The following is a 24655-nucleotide window of genomic DNA, read 5'->3' on the forward strand; positions in this document are numbered from 1 at the left end:
GGGGGAGTCAGGGGCGGTGGTCGGTGTCGTGGACGGCCGCATGGCTGCGGGCGCGGGCCTGGAGAAAGACCTCCACGGCCTGCGCACGATCGCCCGGATCCGAGGTGCGGCAGGCCCACGGCAGAGAGGTGCAGTACGGGCCGAGGGCGTCGAACACCCGCGCGGCGTCCCGGAATTGGAGGGCGCCCCACAGGGCGTGGGCGAGGTGGTTGAGGTCCAGCAGGGAGCGGTCGGCGGGGTGGGTGAGTGCGAACCACGAGTGCAGGGCCCGGCCCGCCTCGCGGGTGGCGTCCTCGGCCACCCAGTGCAGGTCGAGTGCGGCGTCGTGGCCGCCGGAGCGGCGGTAGCGCTCCACGCGAACGTAGAGCGGCAGGACGTGCAGTGCGGAGCCCGGCGGCGCCGCGCCGGCGGCCCAGTGCGCGAAGGCGGCGGCCTCGGCCGGCGGTCCGGAGGAGCTGCGGCGGTACAGGAACTGCAGCATCCGGTGGTACGCCTCGCGGTTGTACGGGTCCCGCCGGCCGGCCTCCGCGAGCAGGCCCCACGGGCCCGGCGGCAGCGTCGGCTCGGGCGCGGCCACCCGGTGCTCCGGGCGGCGCTGCTCCCGGTCGAGCACGGCCAGCGCGAGCAGACACACCCACGGCACCGGGTCCCGCGGGGCGAGGCGGGTCGCCGCGTCGGACACCTGCCAGGCCTCCCGCCACAGCTCGGGCGTACGTCGGTGGTCCTCCCGGTGCGCCCGCAGCGACCGCTCCACGGTGACCCGGGCGTGCATCACGGCGGCCGGGACGCTGGACGGCTCCTCCGCGAGCCAGGCCCGCACCACGTCGGTGCCGGCCGCGGCGGCCGCCAGGACCTGGGTGCGCTGCGTCCACTGCCACCAGGTTCTGGTGTCCGCGAGCAGGCTGCGCATCGTCATCCAGCGCCCGGTGCGCAGCTCCTGCAGGGCGGCGCGCAGGGCCTGGTCGTGGCCGGCGGGATCGTAGGCGGGACGTGCTCCTTCTCTGGCCATCAGCCGTCCGCCCCCGGGCGGGGGACGTGCGGCGCGACGGCTAATGGGAGTAACAACAGCCCTCCAGTGGGCGGCAGTTGTGGATGCGCGTCGGTTCGGCGGTCACGATAGAGGCGGACGTTCCGCCTCTCCACCGGTTTGCGCATCCTTTCGAACACCTGTGAGGCAGTGCCTGGTCGGGCATTGCTTGACGCGGCGCGCGGCACGGCGGCAGGCTGGCGTTCAGTGATCGCCGGGGGCTTCGAGGGGGAGAGGTGCGATGACAGGTCCGGTGCTCGCGGTCGACCAGGGCACCTCCGGCACCAAGGCACTGGTCGTCTGCCCCGAACGCGGCGTCATCGGCACCGGGTTCGCCGACGTGCACCCCCGCCATCTGCCCGGCGGCCTGGTGGAGGTCGACCCGGAGGAGCTGTACCGCTCGGTGCTCGACGCGGGCCGTTGGGCCCTGGCCGAGGCCCGCGAACCCGTCGTCGCACTGGGCCTCGCCAACCAGGGCGAGACCGTCCTCGCCTGGGACCCGGCCACCGGCCGCCCGCTGACCGACGCCCTGGTCTGGCAGGACCGCCGAGCCGCGACCGTCTGCACCGAACTCGCCCCGCACGACCAGGAGTTACGGGAGCTGACCGGCCTGCCCCTCGACCCGTACTTCGCCGCGCCAAAGATGGCTTGGATACGACGGCACCTCACCCGCGAGGGCGTCGTCACCACCAGCGACGCCTGGCTCATCCACCGCCTCACCGGCGCCTACGTCACGGACGCCGCGACCGCCGGCCGCACCCAGCTCCTCGACCTCGACCGAGCACAGTGGTCACCACGCGCCCTCGACCTCTACGGCCTGTCGGACGAGCGACTCCCCGAGGTCGTAGACAACGCCCAACCAGTCGGTACGACAAGGGAATTCGGCGGGAGAGACATCCCGCTCACCGGACTGGCCGTCGACCAGCAGGCCGCCCTGCTCGCCCAGCGCATCACCGCACCCGGCGGAGCCAAGTGCACCTACGGCACCGGCGCGTTCCTCCTCGCCCACACCGGCGACACCCCGCGGCGCGGCACCTCCGGCCTGGTCAGCTGCGTGGCCTGGCGCCTTGCCGGACACACCAGTTACTGCCTCGACGGCCAGGTCTACACCGCCGCCTCCGCCGTCCGCTGGCTCACCGACCTGGGCGTCATCAAGGGCGCCGCCGACCTCGACACCGTCGGCACCACCGTGCCCGACAGCGGCGGCGTCACCTTCGTACCGGCGCTCGCCGGGCTCGCCGCCCCCTGGTGGCGCGGCGACCTGCGCGGCTCGCTCACCGGCCTCGGCCTGGACACCAGCGCCGGTCACCTGGTGCGCGCCCTCTGCGAGGGCATCGCGGCCCAGGTCGTCGAACTCGCGGACGCCGCAGCCGCCGACCTGGGAATGCCGTTGTCCGCCCTCCGCGTCGACGGCGGCCTGACCCGCTCGACCCTGCTCATGCAGACCCAGGCCGACCTACTGCAACGCCCCGTCGAGGTCTCCGCCCTGCCGGACGCCACCGCACTCGGCGTCGCCGCCCTGGCCCGCCTCGGCGCACAACCCGGCCTGACGATGACGGACACCCTGCCGAACTGGAAGCCGGCCACCGTCCACGAGCCGCGCATTACCGGCGACGAGGCCGCCGAACGCCTGGCCGCCTTCCGCACCGAAGTCACCGCACTGCTCGACCGGTCCGCACTCAAGAAGGCGGGGCGGGCGTGACGGCCACTGTGAGCGGGCGGCTGCCGCAAACGCCGTATGACGTGGCGATCGTCGGTGCCGGGGTCGTCGGCAGCGCGCTCGCCCATCACCCGCGGCTGCGCATCGTGCTCGTCGAGGCTCGGGGCGATGTCGGCCAAGGCATCTGGCGGGCCGGCGCCGCGGTGCTTGACGCGTCCGTGGCCAAGAAGGCGGGGCGGGTGTGACGGTCACTGTGAGCGGGCGGCTGCCGCAAACGCCGTACGACGTGGCGATTGTCGGTGCCGGAGTGGTCGGCAGTGCGATCGCCCGCGCGCTCGCCCATCACCCGGGGCTGCGCGTCGCGCTCGTCGAGGCTCAGGACGACGTGGGTCAGGGCACCTCGAAGGCCAACACCGCGATTCTGCACACCGGGTTCGACGCGGTCCCCGGCTCCCTGGAGGCGCGGCTCGTTCGCGAGGGGGCCCGCCGACTCGCCGCGTACGCCGGTGAGGTGGGCATCCCCGTCGAACGGGTGGGCGCGCTACTCGTGGCCTGGGACCGGGAACAACTCGCCGCGCTTCCCGCCCTGCTGAAGAAGGCGGAGCAGAACGACTACCAGGACGCACGACTGTTGGAGCCCGCCGAGCTCCACGACCGCGAACCCCGCCTCGGCTCCGGCGCGCTCGGTGCCCTGCACATCCCCGGCGAGAGCATCATCTGCCCCTGGACGACCACGCTGGCGTACGCCACTCAAGCCGTCCGGCACGGAGTCGACCTGCACCTCAACTCGCCTGTGGAGCAGGCGAGTCGGGACGACGGCGTCCATCACCTCCACACGCCCCGAGGCACGCTCCGCGCCCGCCACCTCGTCAACGCCGCCGGTCTCCACGCCGACACCCTCGACCGCCTGCTCGGCCACCACGATTTCACCGTCACCCCGCGCCGCGGCCAGCTCATCGTCTACGACAAGTTCGCCCGCACCCTGGTCCGGCACATTTTGCTGCCCGTCCCCACGGCACTGGGCAAGGGCGTCCTGGTCGCCCCCACCGTCTACGGCAACGTCCTGCTCGGCCCCACCGCCGAGGACCTGCGCGACAAGCGCGCCACCGGCTCGACGGCCGACGCCCTGGCGCTGCTGCGCGAGAAGGGCCGCCGCATCCTCCCCGAACTGGTCGACGAGGAGATCACCGCCGTCTACGCGGGCCTGCGTGCCGCCACGGAACACGACGACTACCGCATCACCGCGCACCCCGACCAGTCGTACGTCACCGTCGGCGGCATCCGCTCCACCGGCCTGACCGCCTCGCTCGCCATCGCGGCCCACGTCACCGGCCTACTGGCCCACAACGGGCTGGAGTTGGGCCCGGCCCGCGCCCTGGAACCGGTCCGCATGCCCAACCTCGGCGAGGCCTTCCCCCGACCCCACCAGCAAGCCGAACTCATCGCCGCCGACCCGGAGTACGGCACCCTCGTCTGCCACTGCGAGCGTGTCTCCCGCGGCGAGATCCGCGACGCCCTGACGAGTACGATCCCGCCGCGCACCCTCGACGGACTGCGCCGCCGCACCCGGGCGCGGGCGGGCCGCTGCCAGGGCTTCTACTGCGGGGCAGCGGTACGCGCACTGTTCGAGGGGGCTGAGGCGTGAGGAACGTCGATGTCCTGGTCGTGGGCGCCGGCCCGGCCGGTCTCGCGGCCGCCGCCCGACTGGCCGCCACCGACACGGGCCGCATCGAGGTGCTCGACCGGGAACGGCAGCCCGGCGGAGTCCCACGGCACTGCGCCCACGGCGGCCACGGCACCTGGCTGCACCCGCTGACCGGCCCCGCGTACGCCCGCCTGCTCGCCGACGCGGCCGTACGCACCGGAGCGGTCGTCCGCACCGGGGTGACCGCCCTCGACTGGGCGGGCCCGCTCGCACTGACCACCGTCGGCCCGCAGGGCCCCGAGACCATCACCGCCCGCGCGATCGTGCTGGCGACCGGAGCCCGCGAACGCCCCCGTGCCGCACGCCTGGTGCCCGGCACGCGCCCCGCCGGCATCTACACCACGGGCGAACTCCAACAGGCCGTGCACCTCTACGGGCAGCGGATCGGCAGCCGGGCGTTGATCGTCGGCGCCGAGGACGTCTCGTACGCGGCCGCCGACACCGTACGGGCCGCCGGAGCCGACGTGATCGCCATGGTCACGGAACTGCCGTACCCCCAGACGACACCGGCCCGTGCGCAACACGCCCGGCTGCGCCACCGCATCCCCCTCCTCACCGACACCGCGGTCACCGAACTCCTGGGCCACGGACGGCTGTCGGGCGTCCGCATGCGGCACCGCGGCGGCCGTACGGTCACGCTGCCGTGCGACACGGTCGTCTTCACCGGCGACTTCGTGCCCGACCACGAACTCGCCCGTCGCGGCGGCCTGTTGCTGGACCCCGGCACGCGCGGCCCGGCCGTCGACGGCGCCCTGCGCACCTCACGTCCGGGCGTGTTCGCCGCCGGCAGTGTGCTGCACGCCGTGGAGAGCGCGGCGACGGCGGCGGGCGAGGGCGCGCAGGTGGCGGGGGCCGTCCGGGAATGGCTCGCGGGCGCCGTGGGGGCACCTCCCACGCCCTTGAGGCAGTGGGGGAGGATGGCCGGCATCCCGCTGACCGTGGACCCGCCCCTGCGCTGGATCGCCCCGAACCGCATCACGCCGCCGACCGCCACCCGTACGTCCTGCGCACAACGACCCTGCTGACGCACGCTGTTCTCCACATCACCCAGAACGGCCGCGTCCTGCACCGCCAACGCCTCCACACGGCCGTCCCGAACCGCCCCATCCGGCTGACGGCCCGCTGGAACGGCCGGGTCGACCCGAAGGGCGGGCCGGTCACGGTGAAGGTCCGCACGTGATCCATGGGACCCGTTCTCGATGTATCTGTAGGACATGGAAGTTGTTGCGACGAGCGTCATAGCCGTGCTCGGCACGCTCCTGGGGTCCGGGCTGACGTACCTGTTCCAGCGGCGCACGGTCGGCCGGGCTGAGCAGTTCACGCGGAGCGAGCGGCTGCGGCAGGAGCGAATCGACGCCTACTGCGCCTTCGCGGGTGCGCTCGCGAACTATCGCCGTGGGCAGATGGACCTCTGGTTCGCGAAGCACGAGCAGCAGGCCGAATCCGACCTGCGTGATCTGCGGAGGGAGGAACAGAGGCTGAGGGCCGCCGCGTTGGAGGCGATGTTCCGGGTGGAACTGCTCACCGATGAGCCGGGGCTGGTCGCGGCCAGTCGGCATGCGCTGGAGTCGATCGACCGGATCAACCGTGCGGAGACACGCGCGGAGCTCGATCAGGAGCGAGCGGCATCCCGGACGTTGCTCTACGACTTCGTCACGTCTTCGAAGCCGCACGTCTCCGGCCCGACCGCAGGCACACCCGTCACAGGTCCGTGAACGACCCGCCCCGCCCCGCCCCGGCCGCGAACCGCGCCGCTCCTTCCAGGCCCTCCGCCAACACCCCCATGCCGTAACGGAGTTCGCCACGCATGGCCTCCTCCTCGTCCAGCCCGTCCTGCTCCAGCGCCGATGCCCGGTCGCCCCGCAGACACGCCTGCGGGAAGCGGGCGATCTCGGCGGCCAGCGTCTCCGCCTCGGTGCGTGCCGTGCCGGTGGGGACGAGGCGGTTGGCGAGGCCCATCTCGTAGGCCTCCCGCGCCGGCACCGCACGCCCGGTGAGGATCATGTCCAGTGCGTGGCTCTGCCCGATCAGCCGGGGCAGCCGTACCGTGCCGCCGTCGATCAGCGGGACGCCCCAGCGGCGGCAGAACACGCCGAAGACGGCATCCTCCTCGGCGACCCGCAAGTCGCACCAGAGCGCCAGCTCGAGGCCGCCGGCCACGGCGTGCCCCGCGACCGCGGCGATCACCGGCTTGGACAGCCGAAGCCGCGTCGGTCCCATCGGGCCGTCGCCGTCCTCCGCGACCCGGTTGCCGCGGTCGGTGCCGAGTGCCTTGAGGTCGGCGCCCGCGCAGAACGTGCCGCCCTCGCCCCACAGCACCGCCACCCGCGCCTCGTCGTCCGCCTCGAACTCCCGGAAGGCGGCGACGAGTTCGACGGCCGTCGGTCCGTCCACGGCGTTGCGGACCTCGGGGCGGGAGAGGACGACCGTGGTGACGTGTCCCCGGCGCTCGGTACGGACCGGCATGCTGCGGCCCCTTTCTTCGACAGTGCCGGTGCGGGCGGCGACCGGCGGGGCGATCGTGGAACGGCTGTGCGAGGCTGGAACACCGTACAGAGGGAGTGTTCCTGATGGCAGCTGCACATGCGGGCGCGCTACCGGTCGCCGTCGTGACGGGCGCCAATCGCGGGATCGGGTACGAGGTGGTGCGGCAGCTCGCCGGGCGCGGCCACCGCGTGGTGCTCGGCTCGCGTGACCTGGCCAAGGGGCGCACCGCCGCCGCGCGCATCGACCCGGGCGGGGAGCGGGTGAGCGCCGTGCAGCTCGATGTCGCCGATGAGGCGAGTGTGGCTGCGATGGCCGACTGGGTCACCCGGAACCTGGGGCGCGTGGACGTGGTCGTCAACAACGCCGTGATCCTGTACGACACCTGGGCGCAGGCCCGGTCGGCCGACCTCGGCGAGGTCCAACGGGCCCTGGACACCAATCTGTTCGGCGCCTGGCGGGTCACCCAGGCGCTGCTGCCGCTGCTGCAGCGCAGCCCGCACCCGCGGGTGGTCATGGTGAGCAGCGAGGGCGGTTCGCTGCAGTCGATGAGCGGCGGCACTCCGGCCTACAGCGTCTCCAAGGCCGCGCTCAACGCCCTGACCTGTCTGCTGGCCGGTGAGCTGCGCCGGCATCGCATCCTCGTCAACGCGATCTGTCCCGGCTGGGTCGCCACCGACATGGGCGGCGGTGGCGGACGCCCCGTCGCCGAAGGCGCCGCCGGGATCGTGTGGGCGGCCACGCTGCCCGACACCGGGCCGACCGGGGGCTTCTTCCGGGACGGCAAGCCGGTGCCCTGGTGACCTCGGCGGCGCGGCTCAGATCACCTTCAGTCGTACCAGCGCCCCCAGCGTCAGTGCGCCCGGCAGCAGCGGCAGCCACACCGTGATGATCCGGTAGGCGAGCACCACCGCCGTCGCCACGGCCACCGGGCCGCCCGCCGCCACGAGCGCCACGACGAGCGCCGCCTCCACCGAGCCGAGCCCGCCCGGCGTCGGCACCAGCGCGACCGCGACCGTCGCCGCCAGATACGCCACCGCGATGTGCACGGGCGGCACCGGCAGCCCCAGCGACAGCCCGACCAGGACCAGCCCGGCCGCCTGCAGCGCGGGGAAGGCGAGCGAACCGCCCCACAGGGCGAGCGCGCGGGACGGACGGGTGTGCACCGAGCGCAGTTCGCCCAGCGCCGTGAGCAGGAAGGACGCGACGGCCGTACGCAGCCGTCGTACGAGAACCAGGACGCCCGCGGCCACCACCAGGGCCCCGGCGACGGCGAGCAGCAGCGGGCCCATCGCACCGTCGGGCAGCAGCGTGCCCAACCGCAGCGCGCCGGGGAAGGCCAGCAGCAGCCCGGCCAGCAGGCTCAGCCGGGCGACCGTCTCCGCCAGCAGATACAGGGCCAGCGCGGCCGAGGAGCGGGCGAGCGGAATCCCGCACACGGTCATGAACCGCAGGTTGACGGCGCTCGCGCCGAGGCCCGTCGGCAGCAGGTGGTTGGCCGAGCCCGCCGCGAACTGCGTGGCGAGCAGCCGCCTCTTGGGCAGCCGGTCGACGACCGCGCCCTGCCGGGTGAAGGCGGCCGCCACCCAGGTCAGACAGGTGGCGCCGGCCGCCGCCAGCAGCCAGGGCCATTCGGCGGCCCGCAGATGGCCGAAGCCCTCGGCGAGCACGGACCGGTGCTGCACGGCCACGACGGACACGAGCAGCAGCGGCAACAGGCACAGGATCTGCCGGAGCACGCGGGCCGGGACGCGTCGGGGGAATCGTCCTGGGGGGAGTGGCCCTTGGGGAAGGTGTACCGCAGTCACATCCGCAGAGGCTTCCCAGGCCGTGCCAACGGCGGGTTGCGGAAGCGGGGACAGCGGTTGAAGCGGGGACAGCGGCTTACGTACGGTCATCGGGTCCTTCGCGGGGGACGTCAGGAAAACATTGACCTCAATGTTGCTTGAGGTCTTACGGTCTCTCTCATGAGCATGGAGACCACAGCCTGGATGCAGTTGCACAGTGTCATGAACGCCGAGCAGGAGCGCCGCCCCTTCGCGCGCGCCACGCTGCGCCGCATCGCCGCGTTCGCCCGCCCGCACCGCGCCCGCATGGCGCAGTTCGTGGTGCTCGGGGTGGTGACCGCGCTGCTCGCCGTCGCGACCCCCGTACTGGCCGGGCGTGTCGTGGACGCGATCGTGTCGGGCGGTGACGAGGGCAAGGTCGTACGTCTGGCCCTGCTCATCGCACTCATCGCGGTCGCGGAGGCGGCCCTCGGCATCCTCGGCAGGAGGCTTTCGGCGACGCTCGGGGAGGGGCTCATCCTCGATCTGCGGACGGCTGTGTTCGATCATGTGCAGCGGATGCCGGTCGCGTTCTTCACACGCACACGTACGGGAGCGCTGGTCTCCCGTCTCAACAACGACGTCATCGGCGCGCAGCGTGCGTTCAGCAACACACTGTCCGGAGTGGTCAGCAACCTGGTCACCCTCCTGCTCACGCTCGCCGTCATGCTGACGCTGTCCTGGCAGATCACCCTGCTCGCGCTGGTGCTGCTCCCGGTGTTCGTGATCCCCGCCCGGCGCATGGGCAGCCGCATGGCCCGTATGCAGCGGGAGGCGGCCACGCTCAACGCGGCGATGGGCACCCGCATGACCGAACGCTTCTCCGCCCCCGGCGCCACACTGGTCAAGCTGTTCGGGCGCCCGGAGGAGGAGTCGGTGGAGTTCGCGGCCCGCGCCGGACGGGTCGCGGAGATCGGCGTGCGCACCGCCACGGCCCAGTCGGTGTTCATCACAGCCCTGACCCTGGTCTCCTCCCTGGCCCTCGCCCTGGTCTACGGCCTCGGCGGCTGGTTCGCGCTGCGCGGCAGCCTGGCGCCGGGCGCGGTCGTGTCGCTGGCGCTGCTGCTGACCCGTATGTACGCGCCGCTCACCGCGCTCGCCGGGGCGCGCGTCGAGGTGATGAGCGCCCTCGTCAGCTTCGAGCGCGTCTTCGAGGTGCTCGACCTCAAGCCCCTCATCGAGGAGAAGCCGGACGCACGCGCCGTGCCCGACGGCCCGGTCTCCGTCGAGTTCGACGACGTCCGCTTCGGCTACCCCTCCGCCGACAAGGTCTCCTTGGCCTCCCTGGAGGAGGTGGCGACCCTGGACACCCGGGGCGGCGCCGAGGTCCTGCACGGCATCTCCTTCCGCGCCGAACCGGGCCAGACCGTCGCACTCGTCGGCTCCTCCGGCGCCGGCAAGTCGACGATCGCCGGACTGCTTCCGCGCCTGTACGACGTCGACGGGGGTGCCGTACGCGTCGGCGGCACCGACGTCCGCGACCTGACCGCACAGTCCCTGCGCGCCACCCTCGGCATGGTCACCCAGGACGGCCACCTCTTCCACGACACGGTCCGCGCCAACCTCCTCCTGGCCGCCCCCACCGCCACCGAGGCCGACCTGTGGGACGCCCTGGGCCGCTCCCGCCTCGACGATCTCGTACGGTCCCTGCCCGACGGTCTCGACACGGTGGTCGGCGAGCGCGGCTACCGTCTCTCCGGCGGCGAACGCCAGCGCATGACCATCGCCCGGCTGCTGCTGGCCCGCCAGCGCGTGGTCATCCTCGACGAGGCCACCGCCCACCTCGACAACACCTCGGAGGCCGCCGTCCAGGAGGCACTGGCCGAGGCCCTGGAGGGCCGCACCGCGGTCGTCATCGCCCACCGCCTGTCCACGGTGCGGGCGGCGGACGTGATCCTGGTGATCGAGGGCGGACTGATCGTGGAACGGGGGACGCACGAGGAACTGCTGCTGGCCGGCGGCAGGTATGCGGAGCTGTATCGGACGCAGTTCGAGGAGCGGGGCGGCGAGGAGCGGAACGGCGAGGGGGGTGCGGCGGCGGTCGAGGCGGTGGCATAGGCCCGATGCGCAACCGGCTGGTTGCGTGTCGGGCCGGGGATGTGCAACCGTTGGGTTGCACATCCGGAGGGTCCGATCCGGATGATCCGAAGGAGACGAGGTGGCCGTGATCCCCGACGTGATCGAACGTTCCGTCGTGATCAACGCATCCCGGGAGAGGGTCTGGACCGTGCTCACCGAACCCGCCTTCCTCGGCCACTGGTTCGGCAACGGTGAGCCGGTCAAGGTCGACCTCCGCCCGGGCGGCCTGCTCGTCTTCGACCACGGGGTGCATGGAGTCATCCCGGCCCGCATCGAGACGGTGGACCCGCCCCGCACCCTCTCCTGGCGTTGGTCCCAGGGCGCCGCGGGCGAAGAGCCGGACGACCTCAACGCCACCCGGGTCGAGTTCACCCTGGTCGAGGACGAGTCCTCGGCGAGCACCCGGCTGACCATGGTCGAGAGCGGCTTCGCGCGACTGGGCCTGCCCGGCGACGAGGCGGCCGTACGCCATCGGGCCAACAGCAGCAACTGGCCCGGCAAGCTGGACCGGTTGCGCGCGGAATGCGAGCAGACCGAGGCATGACCCGTACCGCCGACAGCGTTCCGGCCCCGGACGACGTCCTGGTGGCCGTGGCCGACCCGATCCGCCGGCAGATCCTCGCCGCCCTCGCCCGCGACGGCGGCGCGACGCCGACGACCCTGGCGGCCGGCCTTCCCGTCACCCGGCAGGCAGTGGCCAAGCACCTGTCCGTCCTGCACCGCGCAGGACTGGTCCGCGCCCACCGTGCCGGGCGTGAGGTCCGCTACGAGGCCCAACTGGAGCCGCTCAAACAGGCCACACGATGGATGGACGCACTTGCCGCCCGCTGGGAGCACCGCCTGCAGTCGATCAAGGAACTGGCAGAGGGCGATACCGGGCCCTGAGACGGACCCGGTATCACCCGCCAGTGCCCGGTCCTACGACGAGACCAGCGCGTCCCGCTTCCGGCCCACCCGCTCGCGGACCAGCGCGAAGACCACCACGGCCAGCGCCACCAGCGTAGACAGGACCACCTGGTCGCGCCCGCCGCCGTCGGCGGTGTCGGTCAGCATGTAGCCCAGTACGAAGGTGATCAGGGCGATCGTGGCCCAGGTCAGGTACGGGTAGAGCCACATCTTCACGACGAGCTTCTCCGGCGCCTCCCGCTGGATGATCTTGCGCATCCGCAGCTGCGAGAAACAGATCACCAGCCACACGAACAGGGCGATCGCACCGGAGGAGTTGAGCAGGAACTGGAAGACGGTGTCCGGCCACAGGTAGTTGAAGGCGACCGCGACGAAGCCGAAGACCACCGAGGCCAGGATGGCCGTACGCGGCACGCCGCGTCCCGTGGTGCGCCCGAAGGAGGCCGGGGCGTCACTGCGGCCGCCGAGCGAGAACGCCATGCGCGAGGCGGTGTACAGGCCGGAGTTGAGACAGGACAGCACCGAGGTCAGCACGATCGCGTTCATGATCTGGGCGGCGTGCGGGATGCCGATGGAGCTCAGGGCGGCGACGTACGAGCCGTCCTTGAGGATCGCCGGGTCGTCCCAGCGCAGCAGCGAGACCACGATCAGGATCGAGCCCAGGTAGAACACCGCGATGCGCCAGATCACGCTGTTGGTGGCCTTGGTGACCGCACCCTGCGGGTCCGCGGACTCACCGGCCGCCAGCGTGACGATCTCGCTCCCCATGAAGGAGAAGACCACCATCAGGACACCGGTCAGGATCGCCCCCGGCCCGTGCGGCAGGAAACCGCCGTGCGCGGTGAGGTTGGAGAAGCCGGACGCCGGGTGGTCCGAGCCGGGCAGCAGGCCGAAGATCGCGAGCCCGCCGACCACGATGAACGCGGCGATGGCGACGACCTTGATGCCGGCGAACCAGAACTCGAACTCGCCGTAGGAGGCGACCGAGGCCAGGTTGGAGGCGGTCAGGACGAGCATCACGATCAGGGCCCAGCCCCATTGCGGGACCGCCGGTATCCAGCCGGCCAGGATCTTGGCGCCGGCGGTCGCCTCGACCGCGAGCACCACGACCCAGAAGAACCAGTACAGCCAGCCGATGGTGAACCCGGCCCAGCGCCCCAGCGCACGGTCCGCGTACGCCGAGAACGAGCCGGAGGTCGGGTTGGCCGCGGCCATCTCGCCCAGCATCCGCATCACGAGGACGACCAGGACGCCGACGAGCGCGTACGAGACGAGGATGCCGGGGCCGGCGGCGGCGATGCCGGATCCGGAGCCGACGAACAGACCGGCGCCGATGACGCCGCCGATCGCGATCATCGACAGGTGGCGGTTCTTGAGCCCGGCCTTCAGACCGGGCTCGGCGGGCGGACTCTTGGTGAGCGTTGAGGTCATCGCGACATCCATGAGGGGAGAGGGGACGGTGACCCGGAAATTAGTTCAGTACGATCTAAAAGAACAGTCTTGTTTAACTGTTCACCATGCTCTATTTTCCGTGCATGCACAGGACGCCGCGTCATCGCCCGCCCTAGCCCCGCTCGGCCGACCGTTAGGGTGACGTCGTGGTGAACGCAGCGGGCAAGTTCGGGCCCTACAGCCAGCCGGGTCCGGCGCCGGAGGCCGGTGTGCACGACGCCCGTGTCCTGCCCGGCCGGGGCCAGACCGGCTCGGAGCTCGTCCGCTCACGCATAGCCCTGCAGGTGCGCCTGACGTCCGTGGCACCGGGGGACCGGCTGCCGGACGCCGGTGTACTGGCGGAAGAACTGGGCATCGGCGAGATCACGGTGCGCCGCGCGCTGGAGGGGATGTGCCAGGACGGCCTGCTCGACCGCCGACGCGGCCGGGCCGGCGGAACCTTCGTCGCACAGGGCTGGGACACGGTCGTCCCACTGCTGCACGACGCCGACGAGGCGGCCTCGCTGGACGCCTTCCACCTGCTCCTGGAGTGCGGTCTCGTGGCCCACAGCGCGGGCGAGGTTCCGGCCGAGCGGCTCGAAGGACTCCAGGCGCTGGTCGACGAGATGGACCTGGCCGACGACCCGGCACAACTGCTCATGCTGGAGACCCGCTTCCACCTCGACCTCGCCCAGGCGCTCGGCGGAGCGGGCATCCGTGAACTCACCGCCGACCTCCTCGGCCGACTGTGCCTGGTGCTGCCCGCCCCGAGTCCCGAGGCGGTACGGGCGCGGAACCGCTGCCACGCCGATCTGCTCGCCGAACTCGGCCGCGGCGCGCTCGACCCCGCCGTCCAGGCGGTCAAGGCACACCACCACACCCACCCGAGCTGACATCCCCTGCGCATAGCTTGCACCGCCCCGGAGCAGAAGGAGCTGCCGCCATGCCCCACCCCGAAACCGTCGGCCCGCCGCCGGCGCCGGGTGCCGTCGGCGGCACGCCCCAGCGGCTGCGCGGCGGCGTCCTCGGCATGGCGGACATCGCCGCCGCCACCATGGCCAACGTCGGCCCGGCCATGAGCTTCTTCTTCGGCTTCGCCTTCCTGGCCACCACCGCCGGTGTCGCGTCCCCGCTGACCATCCTCGCGGCGGGCGTCGCGGTCGCACTCCTTGGCAACACGCTCGCCCAGTTCTCCCGGGCCCACCCCTCGGCGGGCAGCTTCATCACCTTCGTCGGCAAGACCTTCGGGCCGGTCAGCGCGGTGACCACGGCCCTGCTGGCCGGTCTCGGCTACATCATCGCGATGGCCTCCGTCATCGCGATCTCCGGTGGCTTCGTGCAGATCACCCTGCACCACTACACCGGCGTCGACCTGCCCTGGATCATCTGGACGCTGCTGCTGACCGGCCTGTCGGTCGTGCTGATGCTGCGCGGAGTGGTGGTCTCCACCAAGTGGGCCGGCTACTTCTTCGGCGTCGAGATGCTGGTGCTCGTCGTGGTCTCGGTCGCGGCGCTCGTGGAACACCGCGGCAACCTCTCCGCCGCCCCGTTCCTGCCCGACCACATCCACCACGGCCTGCGAGGCCTGGCCGCAGGCTTCCCGCTCGCCGTCTACCTCTTCATCGGCTGGGAGAACTCCGCGGCCCTGGCCGAGGAGACGGAGAACCCCCGGCGCAACGTCGGCCGCGCCGTCTTCTCCTCCATCGGGATCATGACCGTGAGCTACATCCTCTTCTCCTACGCCACGGTCACCGGCTTCGACTACGACGTCGCCAGACTCGGCGAGGCCCGCATCCCGTTCATCGACGTCGCCCACGACACCCTCGGAGCGCTGGCCTTCCTCGCCTACATCGGCGGCCTGACCTCCACGCTCGGCGTGCTGATCGCCGGCATCAACTCCCAGGCCCGCCTGGTGTTCAACGCCGGACGCGAGGGACTGCTCCCGTCCTTCTTCGGCTACGTCCACCCCACCCGCCGTACACCGAACAACGCGATCGTCACCTTCGCCGCCATCTCCCTGCTGATCATCGGCGGCTGGGGCCTGGGCCATCTGCTCGGCGCCGACGGCGGCCCGATGAACCCCGTCGTCTTCTTCACCGAGTCCTCGAGCCTCGGCTCCATCCTGATCCTGCTGGTCTACCTCGCGTCCAACATCGCCCTGCCGCTGTACTACCGCCGCTACCGTCCGCAGGAGTTCCACACGGTCCGCCACCTGGTGCTGCCCGCCCTCGGCGCCCTCGCCATCCTGGTCCCGCTGTACTACCTCGCCAAGCCCGGCCAGCCCGCGCCGTACAACTGGTTCCCCCTCGCGGCACTCGCCGCCCTGCTCCTCGCCGTCGGCTACGCGACGCTCCTGGTCCGCCGCGACCCGGGCCTGGCCGAACGGGTCGGGTCGGTGGTCGCCGACGCGGAGTGAGGGCGCCGGCGAACTGCGAACACGGGCAGCGCAGAGCCGCCACCGCGCCCGCCCCAGTGCCCGCGACTTCATGAAGGGGATGCCATGAAGCGAGTCCAGGAGTTCTCGGCACAGCTGCCGGGAGAGCCGAGCCCGAGCACTGACACCGAGGCGGTCGACAGTGTTCTCCCGGATCTCCAGGACACCCCGGTGGACGACCTGTGGATCATGGGCGAACGGACCCTTGGTCGTCTGCTGCCGGCGCGCCGCCCGGGCCACATCGGATTCAATTCGGCGATCTGAGCTGCGACGGGTCCGATCCGGGCGACGCGTCTCATGCTGACATCGAGCCGGCCCCGGCCGTTCAGGCAGTTCGTCCTGAAGGTCCACAGCCGCTGCGACCTGGCGTGCGATCGCTGCTACGTGTACCGCCATGCCGATACGACGTGGGCGGGCCGGCCGCAGGTGATCGCCGACGACACGCTGCGGCGCACCGCGCGCCGGATCGCTGAACACGCCGCCGCGCACCGCCTCGCGCAGGTCCATGTGGTCCTCCACGGAGGAGAGCCGCTCCTGGCCGGCCGGGAACGCCTGCGTCACATTGCCCGGGAACTGCAAGAAATGTCTCGCAGACTCATGCGCCTGGCCACCGGGTAGGGGGCATTCCGGCGGTATTCGTACAGAAGGCCACCGCAACTCTCGGAATTCCACCGTCCCGACGACAGCGTCACGCGGGTGGCCGGCCGGTGGGCGTCTCCCGCTCCAGCAGTGCGGCGCGCAGCTCGAGCGGGGTCACTCCGTGCCACCGGCGCACCGCCCGCCGCAGTGCACTCACGTCGGCGAAGCCCGCCTGGCGGGTGATGTCACGGAGCGTCAATTCCGGTCGTCGCAGGAGTTGTTCGACCTGCTCGCGGCGTACGCCGTCGACGATCGCCTCGTACGTGGTGCCGCACTCGGCCAGGCGACGGCGCAGGGTGCGTTCGCTGGACGCGTGCCTGCGGGCCTGCTCCGGGAACGAGGGGACGTCCGGGAGGCTCTGCGCGATGGAGATCTCCAGCACCTCGAGCAGGTCCTGCTGGTCGCGCCGTGACGCCATCTCCTTCTCCAGCACGTCGAGCACCGAGGCGTACGTGATCGGGTCCCGTCCCGGCATGGTGGCACGGGCCCACCGGGCGGGGATCACCATGCGGTTGCCGGCGGCGTCGAAGCGCAGCGGGCAGCGGAAGAGCTCGTCGAACGGGCGCATGTCGCGCGGGGCGGGGGAGGCGAACTCGACCGCCTGCGGGGCGAATGCGGCGCCGACACTCAGCCGGGTGAGGGTGACGACGCTGGAGTAGGCCTCCTCGATCAGGAAGACGGCGACCGTCGGATCCAGTGCCGGGTCCGGCAGATCGGCGCGCAACACGTAGCCGACGTCCTCCCAGCCGGCCGACCACACCGTCATCGCCCCGGAAAGGTTCTGATAGCGCACGCCGGTCTCGATGGCGTCCTGAAGAGTGTCCGCGGCCATCATGGCCAAGCCGAGCAGCCCCCACGCGGTCAGGTGCTGCGCCGCGCCCACGCGCAGCCCCAGGTGTTCGTCCCCGGTCAGCTGCACCGCCGGGCGGATGACGTCACTGCCCTGCCGGTAGGAGACCCGCAGCGCGGCGGAGCCCATCACCGTCGGGTCCAGCCCGACCCGGGTCAGCAGCGGCTGCAGGTCGACGCCGCACTCGCCGGCGACCCGGGCGAGGTAGCGGAGGATGTTCGGCGCGATGGTGGCCGAGGTGCTGCGGCTCGTTCCCGGAGAAGTGACCGGAGCGGGAGCATCGGGCATCGCGTCCCCTCTCACCAGGGCGTCTCTCGCCCCACTGTAAGCAGCCGGGCCCCGCCTGTCGCGGGTGTGGCCGCCGGGGCCCCCTTTTCGGCCTCCGGCGCGCTGCACACGGTCTTTTCGCCATCCCTACCTTTTGCGGAACCCGCCCGTTGTGCGCTCTCGCGCCGGCGCAACGAACGAAGGCTCACCATGACCGCACCTGTTCAGACCCCGGCCCGGCGACGATACCTGCGCCGCAGCCCCCATGCGGCGGCCCGACGGGCCGTGGCGACGGTGTTCGCCGCCCAGGGAGCGGCGGTGGCCGCCGTGGCCACCACGGTACCCGCCGTCAAGGAGCGCCTCTCGCTCTCCCCGCTGACGATGACCGTGCTCGTCGTGACCGTCGCGCTGAGTGCGGGCGTCGGCAGCTTCGCCGGACTGGCCGTGATCCGGCGGGTGGGGCTGGTCGCCGCGATGCGGACCGCCGTCGTGGCGACCGCCGCGTCCCTGCTGCTGATCGGCTGGGCTCCCGGCCAGGCCGTGGTCGCGGTGTCCTACGGGCTGTTCGGCATGGCGCTGGGCTGCATCGACGTGTCGGCGAACACCCGGGCCGCGGCCGTCGAACGCCACTACGGCCGGAGCATCTTCGCCTCCTTCTACGCCGCCTGGAGCGCGGCCGGCATCGCGGCCGCACTGCTGACCGCGGGCACCGCGCACCTCGGTTGGCCCGCCGAGTACACGCTGACCGCACAGGCCGGGCTTGTCCTGGCCCTCGCCCTGACCGTCCGCACACACGAGCTGCCCACCGACTCACCCCTCGCCGTGTCCGACCATGAGGAGTCCCACGGGGAGTCCGTCGTGCTGGGCCGTGGACTGTGGGTCAAACTCGCCCCGTTCGGCCTTGTCCTCCTGGTCGCCTACGTCATCGACTCCACGGTCTCGTCGTGGTCGACGCTGTACCTCCACCAGACCCTGGACACCGCCCTGTCCATCGCACCCCTGGCCTATGCGGCCTACCAGGTGGGCACCGTCACCGGGCGGGCCTGCGCCGACCACCTCGTACGCACCATCGGCCCGGTGGCCGTGATCCGTGCCGCCACCCTGCTCACCGCCGCCGCCCTGGCCGGACTGGCGGCCGCCCCCGCCTGGCCGTACGCGGTCCTGGCCGCCGCGTGCACCGGGCTCGGAGTCTCCGCACTCGTCCCCCTGTGCCTCGCCTCCGCCGGACGCCTGCGACCGGGGGCGACCGAAGCGGTCCTCGCCCGTATGAACGTCTTCAACTATGCGGGCGTGCTCGCGGGCGGCGCAGCCAGCGGAATCCTCGGGTCCACCGGCCACTTCCGCCTCGCCTACGCGATACCCGCCGCACTCGTCCTCGCGCTCCTGACGACCGCACGGTCTTTCGCATGGCCGCCCAAGCCCCCTCTCTGACCGCACGGACCATTTCGCGCTGAACGGCAGATGAATAAGTTTCCCTCAACCCCTCAACCCCTCAACCCCTCAACCCCTCAACCCCTCAACCCCTCAACCCCTCAACCCCTCAACCCCTCAACCCCTCAACCCCTCAAACCTTCAGCCCTTCAGGAACGGGCCTGCGAACCGATAGAAAAGGGATCCGCCTCATGGGAAAAATCCAGTACGACACCTGCGTGATCGGAGCGGGACCTGCCGGGCTCGCGGTCGCCAGAGCCCTGACGGAGCGGAACCTGCCGTACACGCATCTTGAGCGGCACACCGGGCCGGGCGGCATCTGGGACATCGACAACCCCGGCAGCCCGATGTACGAGTCGGCCCATTTCATTTCCAGCAAAACCCTCTCGGGTTTCGGCGGATTTCCGATGCCCGAAGAATTCGCCGACTATCCGCCGCACCGGCAGATCCTCTCCTACCTGACGTCTTTCGCCGACGCATACGGACTGACGGAGCGCATCCAGTTCGGCGTCGAGGTGGAAAGTGTGGAAAAGAACTCGGACGGCACCTGGACGGTCACCCGGACCGACGGACGCCAGACCGTGCACGGCCAGGTCGTGGTGTGTACGGGGTCCCAGTGGCACCCCAACGTCCCTGAACTGCCCGGCCACTTCACCGGCGAGGTCCGCCACACGGTCGGCTACCGCAGCGCGCAGGAACTGCGCGGCAAGCGGGTCCTGGTCGTGGGCGCCGGGAACTCCGGCTGCGACATCGCCTGCGACGCGGCCCGCAGCGCGGACCACGCGGTGATCAGCATGCGCCGCGGCTACTGGTTCATCCCCAAGCACCTCTTCGGCCGGCCGGTGGACACCATTGCGGCGGGCGGGCCGCACCTGCCGATGTGGCTGGAGCAGCGGGTCTTCGGCACCCTCCTGCGGATCATCAACGGCGACCCGACGCGTCTGGGCCTGCAGAAGCCGGACCACAAACTTTTCGAGACCCACCCCGCGATCAACTCGATGCTGATCCACCATCTCCAGCACGGCGACATCACCGCCAAGCCGGGGATCGCCCGCACCGAGGGCCGCACGGTCCACTTCACGGACGGCACCCGCGACGACTTCGACCTGATCCTGCTGGCCACCGGCTACGTCCACCAAGTGCCGGTCGCGCAGAAGTACTTCGGCGACGAGCAGCACCCCGACCTGTACCTGTCGTCGTTCTCCCGCGAGCACCAGGGCCTCTTCGGAGTCGGCTTCATCGAGACCAACTCCGGCGCGTACCAGCTCTTCGACACCCAGGCCCAGCTGATCGCCGGGCACATCGACGACGTGGCGCAGGGGCTGCCGAACGCGAAGCGCTTCGCGGGCATGATCCGTACCGACCGCCCAGACCTGACCGGCGGCCTCAAGTTCGTCGACTCGCCCCGGCACACCGGCTACGTCGACAGCGGGGCCTACGTGAAGCACCTCGCCAAGGTCGCTGCCGAGATGGGCTGGCGCACCGAGGGCCTGCCGCCGCGCGTGCGGTCCCTGCGCGGCGTGGAGGCAGTCTCGTGAGCGGCTTCGACTTCCGTGACAAGGTCATGCTGGTGACCGGCGGCGCCGGCGGGATCGGCAGCGCGATGTGCCGCCGCTTCGCCACCGGGGGCGCCCGCTGCGTGGTGGTGGACATCGACGAGGCCCGCGCCAAGCGTGTTGTCGCCGAGCTTCCCGGCGCCGGCCACACCGCTCTCGGCTGCGACCTCGTCGACCGCGCCCAGGTGGAGCACCTCTTCGACCAGGTGGCCGATGCGTACGGCCGTCTCGACGTCCTCGTCAACAACGTGGGCATGACCAGCGCCGAACGCTTCGACGTGCGCAGCGTCGAGAGCATCGAGCAGGAGATCACCCTCAACCTGACCTCGCCACTGGTCGCCACCCGGATCGCGATCCCGCTGCTGCAGGCCTCCCGGGACGCCCGCGTGGTCACCACCGTCTCCCTCGGTGGGATCTTCCCGCTGGGGGAGACCCCGATCTACACGGCCTCGAAGTTCGGGCTGCGCGGGGCGATGCTCGCCGTCGGGCTCGATCTGAGGAGCAAGGGCATCCTGGCCGGATCGGTGCTGCCGTCGGCGACGGACACCCGGATGCTGCGCCAGGAGGCCGTGGATGGCGGGAACTCCATGCAGTTCCAGGATCCGCCGCAACAGCCCGCCGACGTCGTCACGGCCGTGGTGAGCCTGCTCGACAAGCCCCGCCTCGAGGCCTACCCCCGGACCGGCGAGTCCCGCCTCGTCCGGTTCGCGATGCTGGCGCCGAACCTGCTGCCGAAGGTGTTCCCGCTGTTCCAGCGGAGAGGGGAGCGCGGCATGGCCCGCTATCTGGACGACCTGCGTCGCCGGGGACTGGCCCGGCAGACCGACGGACGCTGGGAACTGGTGGAGGAGAAATGACCGCAGTCGAGAGCCCCGCCACGCTGAAGGTCGTGAACCCGGCCACCGGGGAGCTGATCACCACCGTGCCCGCGACCAGCTCGGAAGACGTCACCAAGGCCGCCGAGCGGGCCGAGCAGGTCTTCGCATCCGGCGTGTGGTCCGGGCTGCCGGTCCGGGAGCGCAGCGCGGTGCTGCTGCGACTGGCCGACCTGATGGAACGCGACACCAGGATCCTGGCCCGGCTGGACAGCGAGGATGCGGGGAAGCCGATCACCGAGTGCCTCACCGGCGACGTACCCGGTGCCGTCGAGTCGATCCGCTGGTTCGCCGAAGCCGCCGACAAGGTGTTCGGCAGGATCGCTCCCGGCGGTCCGGACGGCCTCGGCCTCATGACCCGGGAACCGGTCGGGGTGGTCGCGGCGATCCTGCCCTGGAACTACCCGCTGGCCATGACCGCATGGAAGGTCGGCCCGGCGCTGGCGGCGGGCAACAGTCTGCTGGTCAAGCCCGCGGAGGCGACCCCGCGTTCGGCGCTGCACCTGGCCGAACTGGCCGCCGAGGCGGGCCTCCCCGAGGGGGTCCTCACGGTCCTGACCGGCCACGGCTCCGTCACCGGCACCGCCCTGGCCCGCAACCCCGTCGTGGGCGCCCTCTCCTTCACCGGCTCCACTGACACCGGGCGCCGCATCCTCAAGGACGCCGCCGACACCAACTTCAAACGCGTCTCACTGGAGATGGGCGGTAAGAGCCCCCAGATACTGATGGCCGACGCGCTCGCCTACGGCGACGAGCTCATCGACCACATGATCGAGGCCGCATTCCTGACGATGGGGCAGAACTGCACGGCGGGTTCCCGCGTCCTGGTCCACCACAGCATCGCCGACGAGGTGCTGGAGCGGTTCACGGCCGCCGCGAAACGCCTGGTCATCGGCGATCCCGTGGACCCTCGCACGCAGCTGGGGCCACTGATCGACCGGGCGGCCTTCGACCGGGTCGCGGCGGCGGTCGAAGCCGCCCGGGCCGGTGGAGCCCGCATTCACACCGGAGGACTGCCGCACGGCCTCCCGCAGCGTGGGGCCTACTATCCGCCCACCGTGATCACCCACGCGCCCGAAGGCAGCGACGTACTCACCAGGGAACTGTTCGGCCCCGTCGTCACCGTCCAGACCTTCACCTCCGAAGAGGAGGCCATGTACCTGGCCAACGCCACCGAATACGGGCTCGCCGCCTCGGTGTGGACCCGCGACCTCGACACCGCCCTCCGGCTGGCACGCGGTGTGCAGGCCGGCGTGGTCTCCGTCAACGCCTACAGCGAGGGCGACATCACCACCCCCTTCGGCGGCTGGAAACAGTCCGGCTTCGGCGGCGCGGAGAAATCGACCAACGCCTTCGCCCAGTGGACCCGGGAGAAGACCGTCTGGATCCGCACCCGCTGATCCCGTCGGGGAGTCGGCAACGGGTCGTTGTGAGCCCTCAGACACCGGAAGACGGCTGACCGGACACGCGCAGGGTGGCCCATCGGGTGGTGCGGGCCGCCCGGCTGAAGATGCCGTGCTGAATGGAGAGTGCCGCGATGAGGCCCTCTCCGCGGCCGTGTTCTGCAAGAAGGGGATCGGAGCCCACGGGTACGGGCTGAGCAGGGTCAGCGGGTCCGCTGTCGGTGACCTCCACGCGGACGTGTGGTCGGCATGCGCCGTGTCAGGGATCGGTGTGTGCGGGGGAAGAGGCTGCATCCGGTGTCTCATGGCGAGCAGGGATCATTCGGCGTTCGCCAGGATGTCGGTCAGGGCCGCGACGGCGTTGCGTGCGTCGGGTCCGGTGGCCCCTACGGTCTCGGTGCTTCCGGCGGTGGCGCCCAGCCCCATGACGCCGAGCACGAGGCCGTAGATGCCGTCGGCGCGCAGCCCTGGGCCGATGTCGTGCTCTCCGGAGCCGCCACGGTCGATCAACTCACGAGCAACCTCGCGGCAGCGCGCGTGCAGTTCCAGCCCGCCCACCTGGAGCGGCTCACCGAGCCGGCCAGGTCCGCGGACACCCACTGGGCGCACCGACTGTCAAGCACTGCGCACACCACCCACCGACGCCATCCGGACGCAGCGATTCAGCTCGCATCCACGGTGAGGTGTGACTGCTCGTCGGCGATACGTCCGGCCCCGTCGGGGGTGCCCCCGCGGCCGGACGTCAGGGTGCTCAGGGCGAGTACGGCAAGGCCGCACCCTGCGATGATCCACCAGGGCGCCGTCCTCGATCCGGCGGCGACCACGGCGCCGATCACCGCGATGCCGAGTGCGGAGCCGACCTGCCGACTCGTTGCGGCGACCGCGGCGGCCACCCCCGCCCGGTCGCGGGGCAGGCCGGCCACCGCCGTGTCGGTGATCGGAGCGTTGACGAAGCCGAAGCCGAGGCCGAACAGCGTGTACGTCAGGGCGAGTAGTGCGTACGAGGGGTGGGCGGAGCGGGTGACGAGCACGGCCAGCACACCGCTGGCGGTGATACCGGCCCCCGCGATCAGCAGCGGCAGCCGCGGGCCCCGACTGCCCACCATCCGCCCCGACAGCGGCGGGCACACCAGCGACAGCACCGCCATCGGCAGCAGCCGCAGCCCCGCCTCCAGCGGACTCAGCCCCAACTCGCCCTGCAGATAAAGGGCGTTGGAGAAGAGGAAGCCGCCGAGTGCGGCGAACGCGAAGATGGCTGTCAGGGTGGCCCCGCTGAAGGGGGCGCTGCGAAAGAGCCGCGGATCGATCAGCGGTTCGGCGCGCCGGTTCTCGTAAGGTACGAGCCCGGTGAGCGCGCCCGCCGCGGCGATGAGGCAGGCCACGATCAGCGGCGAGGTCCAGCCCTCGCCGGGGCCTTCGATGACGGCATACGTCAGCGCGCCGAGCAGGACGATCACCAGCAACTGCCCCACCGGGTCCGCGCGGCGGGCCCGGGCAGCGCGTGACTCGGGGACGAACAGCGCGGTGAGGACCAGTGCGGCCAGCCCGATCGGTACATTCAGCCAGAACACCGACCGCCAGTCGACCGACTGGACCAGTACGCCGCCCAGGACCGGCCCGGCCGCCATGCTGACGCCGACCACGCCACCCCATACACCGATCGCCCGTGCCCGCTCCCTCGGCTCCGGGAAGGTGTTGGCGAGGATGGCCATGGCGACAGGCGTGAGCATGGAGCCGCCCACCGCCTGCACCATGCGGAAGACCACCAGCCACCCCGTGCTCGGCGCCAGGCTGCACAGCGCCGAGGCGCCGGTGAAAAGCACCAGGCCCAGCTGGAAGACCCGCCGCCGCCCGACCCTGTCGGCCGTGGAGCCGGCCGCCGTCAGCAGCGAGGCCAGCACGATGGTGTACGCGTCCAGCGTCCACTGCAGCCCGGAGACCGAGGAGCCGAGGTCCCGCCGGACGGCGGGCAGGGCGACGTTGAGGACGGTGGTGTCGAGACTGACGAGCAGGACGCTCAGACAGCAGACGGCCAGGACCGACGTCCGTCGGCCGCCACGGGGTCGGGGCACGGGACGCTTC

Annotated in this window: 22 protein-coding genes and 2 pseudogenes; 17 read left to right on the plus strand and 7 right to left on the minus strand. The window is 71.6% G+C overall.

What is annotated here, in order from left to right; genetic code table 11:
• Positions 1-7 precede the first annotated feature (7 nt).
• Positions 8-1009 carry a hypothetical protein gene (locus ACFY10_RS21960; RefSeq protein ID WP_390666855.1) on the minus strand — a complete coding sequence of 334 codons (1002 nt, stop codon included), beginning with the start codon at positions 1007-1009 and terminating at the stop codon, positions 8-10.
• Between the two features lie 259 nt (positions 1010-1268).
• Here ACFY10_RS21960 and ACFY10_RS21965 point away from each other — a divergent pair, with 259 nt between their 5' ends.
• The 5 genes and pseudogenes from ACFY10_RS21965 (at position 1269) to ACFY10_RS21985 (ending at position 6107) form a co-directional block, all read left to right on the plus strand.
• Positions 1269-2729 (plus strand): FGGY family carbohydrate kinase, encoded by a 1461-nt coding sequence (locus ACFY10_RS21965; protein WP_390666856.1) that lies wholly within the window; start codon positions 1269-1271, stop codon positions 2727-2729.
• Positions 2726-2932 carry a hypothetical protein gene (locus ACFY10_RS21970; protein WP_390666857.1) on the plus strand — a complete coding sequence of 69 codons (207 nt, stop codon included), beginning with the start codon at positions 2726-2728 and terminating at the stop codon, positions 2930-2932. Before ACFY10_RS21965 ends, ACFY10_RS21970 begins: the two co-directional genes overlap by 4 nt.
• On the plus strand, positions 2929-4332 hold the full coding sequence (locus tag ACFY10_RS21975; protein ID WP_390666858.1) for an FAD-dependent oxidoreductase: 1404 nt from the start codon (positions 2929-2931) through the stop codon (positions 4330-4332). Before ACFY10_RS21970 ends, ACFY10_RS21975 begins: the two co-directional genes overlap by 4 nt.
• A pseudogene (locus ACFY10_RS21980) lies at positions 4329-5572 on the plus strand (NAD(P)/FAD-dependent oxidoreductase). Before ACFY10_RS21975 ends, ACFY10_RS21980 begins: the two are co-directional and overlap by 4 nt.
• A gap of 34 nt (positions 5573-5606) precedes the next feature.
• Entirely contained in the window at positions 5607-6107 is a 501-nt protein-coding gene (locus tag ACFY10_RS21985; protein WP_390666859.1) for a hypothetical protein, read from the plus strand.
• Here ACFY10_RS21985 and ACFY10_RS21990 read toward each other — a convergent pair.
• Positions 6094-6858, minus strand: coding sequence for a crotonase/enoyl-CoA hydratase family protein (locus ACFY10_RS21990; RefSeq protein ID WP_390666860.1), 765 nt, complete (start codon positions 6856-6858; stop codon positions 6094-6096). The genes ACFY10_RS21985 and ACFY10_RS21990 overlap by 14 nt on opposite strands.
• 104 nt (positions 6859-6962) lie before the next feature.
• Here ACFY10_RS21990 and ACFY10_RS21995 point away from each other — a divergent pair, with 104 nt between their 5' ends.
• Positions 6963-7679: an SDR family oxidoreductase gene (locus ACFY10_RS21995; RefSeq protein WP_390666861.1), complete on the plus strand. Its 717-nt coding sequence runs from the start codon at positions 6963-6965 to the stop codon at positions 7677-7679.
• Positions 7680-7694: 15 nt separating this feature from the next.
• Here ACFY10_RS21995 and ACFY10_RS22000 read toward each other — a convergent pair whose 3' ends face one another.
• Positions 7695-8684, minus strand: coding sequence for a YbhN family protein (locus tag ACFY10_RS22000; protein ID WP_390666862.1), 990 nt, complete (start codon positions 8682-8684; stop codon positions 7695-7697).
• Positions 8685-8849: 165 nt separating this feature from the next.
• Between ACFY10_RS22000 and ACFY10_RS22005 the strand changes: the two genes are divergently transcribed.
• From ACFY10_RS22005 to ACFY10_RS22015, 3 genes are all read left to right on the plus strand, one after another.
• Entirely contained in the window at positions 8850-10760 is a 1911-nt protein-coding gene (locus tag ACFY10_RS22005) for an ABC transporter ATP-binding protein (protein ID WP_390667104.1), read from the plus strand.
• A 100-nt stretch (positions 10761-10860) separates the two neighbouring features.
• Entirely contained in the window at positions 10861-11325 is a 465-nt protein-coding gene (locus ACFY10_RS22010) for an SRPBCC domain-containing protein (protein ID WP_390666863.1), read from the plus strand.
• Positions 11322-11666 carry an ArsR/SmtB family transcription factor gene (locus ACFY10_RS22015; RefSeq protein WP_390666864.1) on the plus strand — a complete coding sequence of 115 codons (345 nt, stop codon included), beginning with the start codon at positions 11322-11324 and terminating at the stop codon, positions 11664-11666. Before ACFY10_RS22010 ends, ACFY10_RS22015 begins: the two co-directional genes overlap by 4 nt.
• A gap of 33 nt (positions 11667-11699) precedes the next feature.
• Here ACFY10_RS22015 and ACFY10_RS22020 read toward each other — a convergent pair whose 3' ends face one another.
• Positions 11700-13118: an amino acid permease gene (locus ACFY10_RS22020; RefSeq protein ID WP_390666865.1), complete on the minus strand. Its 1419-nt coding sequence runs from the start codon at positions 13116-13118 to the stop codon at positions 11700-11702.
• A 167-nt stretch (positions 13119-13285) separates the two neighbouring features.
• Between ACFY10_RS22020 and ACFY10_RS22025 the strand changes: the two genes are divergently transcribed.
• The 4 genes and pseudogenes from ACFY10_RS22025 to ACFY10_RS22040 form a co-directional block, all read left to right on the plus strand.
• The gene (locus tag ACFY10_RS22025; protein WP_390666866.1) at positions 13286-14011 is read left to right on the plus strand and encodes a FadR/GntR family transcriptional regulator; all 726 of its coding nucleotides are present in this window, start codon (positions 13286-13288) and stop codon (positions 14009-14011) included.
• 50 nt (positions 14012-14061) lie between these two features.
• Entirely contained in the window at positions 14062-15534 is a 1473-nt protein-coding gene (locus ACFY10_RS22030) for an APC family permease (protein ID WP_390666867.1), read from the plus strand.
• 84 nt (positions 15535-15618) lie between these two features.
• Positions 15619-15816 (plus strand): hypothetical protein, encoded by a 198-nt coding sequence (locus tag ACFY10_RS22035; RefSeq protein ID WP_390666868.1) that lies wholly within the window; start codon positions 15619-15621, stop codon positions 15814-15816.
• 33 nt (positions 15817-15849) lie between these two features.
• Positions 15850-16131, plus strand: a pseudogene (locus ACFY10_RS22040) (FxsB family radical SAM/SPASM domain protein); the annotation flags it as partial.
• A gap of 109 nt (positions 16132-16240) precedes the next feature.
• Here the strand turns inward: ACFY10_RS22040 and ACFY10_RS22045 are convergent.
• Positions 16241-17329, minus strand: coding sequence for an AraC family transcriptional regulator (locus ACFY10_RS22045; RefSeq protein WP_390666869.1), 1089 nt, complete (start codon positions 17327-17329; stop codon positions 16241-16243).
• Positions 17330-17518: 189 nt separating this feature from the next.
• On the opposite strand from ACFY10_RS22045, the gene ACFY10_RS22050 reads away from it, so the two are divergent.
• From ACFY10_RS22050 to ACFY10_RS22065, 4 genes are all read left to right on the plus strand, one after another.
• On the plus strand, positions 17519-18739 hold the full coding sequence (locus tag ACFY10_RS22050; protein WP_388816127.1) for an MFS transporter: 1221 nt from the start codon (positions 17519-17521) through the stop codon (positions 18737-18739).
• Positions 18740-18930: 191 nt separating this feature from the next.
• Positions 18931-20277, plus strand: coding sequence for a flavin-containing monooxygenase (locus ACFY10_RS22055; protein ID WP_390666870.1), 1347 nt, complete (start codon positions 18931-18933; stop codon positions 20275-20277).
• A complete protein-coding gene (locus ACFY10_RS22060; protein ID WP_078912476.1) occupies positions 20274-21152 on the plus strand; it encodes an SDR family oxidoreductase in 879 nt (292 codons plus the stop codon). The genes ACFY10_RS22055 and ACFY10_RS22060 overlap by 4 nt, the downstream gene beginning before the upstream one ends.
• Positions 21149-22570, plus strand: coding sequence for an aldehyde dehydrogenase family protein (locus tag ACFY10_RS22065; RefSeq protein ID WP_390666871.1), 1422 nt, complete (start codon positions 21149-21151; stop codon positions 22568-22570). The genes ACFY10_RS22060 and ACFY10_RS22065 overlap by 4 nt, the downstream gene beginning before the upstream one ends.
• A gap of 321 nt (positions 22571-22891) precedes the next feature.
• On the opposite strand, the gene ACFY10_RS22070 is transcribed toward ACFY10_RS22065, so the two are convergent.
• Both ACFY10_RS22070 and ACFY10_RS22075 read right to left on the minus strand, forming a co-directional pair.
• Complete coding sequence (locus tag ACFY10_RS22070) at positions 22892-22999, minus strand: HPr family phosphocarrier protein (protein WP_390667105.1); 108 nt, start codon at positions 22997-22999, stop codon at positions 22892-22894.
• Positions 23000-23235: 236 nt separating this feature from the next.
• Positions 23236-24645, minus strand: coding sequence for a DHA2 family efflux MFS transporter permease subunit (locus tag ACFY10_RS22075; RefSeq protein ID WP_390666872.1), 1410 nt, complete (start codon positions 24643-24645; stop codon positions 23236-23238).
• Positions 24646-24655 lie beyond the last annotated feature (10 nt).

This window comes from Streptomyces sp. NPDC001401, assembly GCF_042895385.1.
GTDB lineage: Bacteria > Actinomycetota > Actinomycetes > Streptomycetales > Streptomycetaceae > Streptomyces.

Coding starts and splice junctions, on each gene's coding strand:
- ACFY10_RS21960 (WP_390666855.1), bottom strand. CDS start 1,009: ATGGCCAGAGAAGGAGCACGTCCCGCCTACGATCCCGCCGGCCACGAC.
- ACFY10_RS21965 (WP_390666856.1), top strand. CDS start 1,269: ATGACAGGTCCGGTGCTCGCGGTCGACCAGGGCACCTCCGGCACCAAG.
- ACFY10_RS21985 (WP_390666859.1), top strand. CDS start 5,607: ATGGAAGTTGTTGCGACGAGCGTCATAGCCGTGCTCGGCACGCTCCTG.
- ACFY10_RS21990 (WP_390666860.1), bottom strand. CDS start 6,858: ATGCCGGTCCGTACCGAGCGCCGGGGACACGTCACCACGGTCGTCCTC.
- ACFY10_RS21995 (WP_390666861.1), top strand. CDS start 6,963: ATGGCAGCTGCACATGCGGGCGCGCTACCGGTCGCCGTCGTGACGGGC.
- ACFY10_RS22005 (WP_390667104.1), top strand. CDS start 8,850: ATGGAGACCACAGCCTGGATGCAGTTGCACAGTGTCATGAACGCCGAG.
- ACFY10_RS22015 (WP_390666864.1), top strand. CDS start 11,322: ATGACCCGTACCGCCGACAGCGTTCCGGCCCCGGACGACGTCCTGGTG.
- ACFY10_RS22020 (WP_390666865.1), bottom strand. CDS start 13,118: ATGACCTCAACGCTCACCAAGAGTCCGCCCGCCGAGCCCGGTCTGAAG.
- ACFY10_RS22030 (WP_390666867.1), top strand. CDS start 14,062: ATGCCCCACCCCGAAACCGTCGGCCCGCCGCCGGCGCCGGGTGCCGTC.
- ACFY10_RS22035 (WP_390666868.1), top strand. CDS start 15,619: ATGAAGCGAGTCCAGGAGTTCTCGGCACAGCTGCCGGGAGAGCCGAGC.
- ACFY10_RS22045 (WP_390666869.1), bottom strand. CDS start 17,329: ATGCCCGATGCTCCCGCTCCGGTCACTTCTCCGGGAACGAGCCGCAGC.
- ACFY10_RS22050 (WP_388816127.1), top strand. CDS start 17,519: ATGACCGCACCTGTTCAGACCCCGGCCCGGCGACGATACCTGCGCCGC.
- ACFY10_RS22055 (WP_390666870.1), top strand. CDS start 18,931: ATGGGAAAAATCCAGTACGACACCTGCGTGATCGGAGCGGGACCTGCC.
- ACFY10_RS22065 (WP_390666871.1), top strand. CDS start 21,149: ATGACCGCAGTCGAGAGCCCCGCCACGCTGAAGGTCGTGAACCCGGCC.
- ACFY10_RS22070 (WP_390667105.1), bottom strand. CDS start 22,999: ATGGGGCTGGGCGCCACCGCCGGAAGCACCGAGACCGTAGGGGCCACC.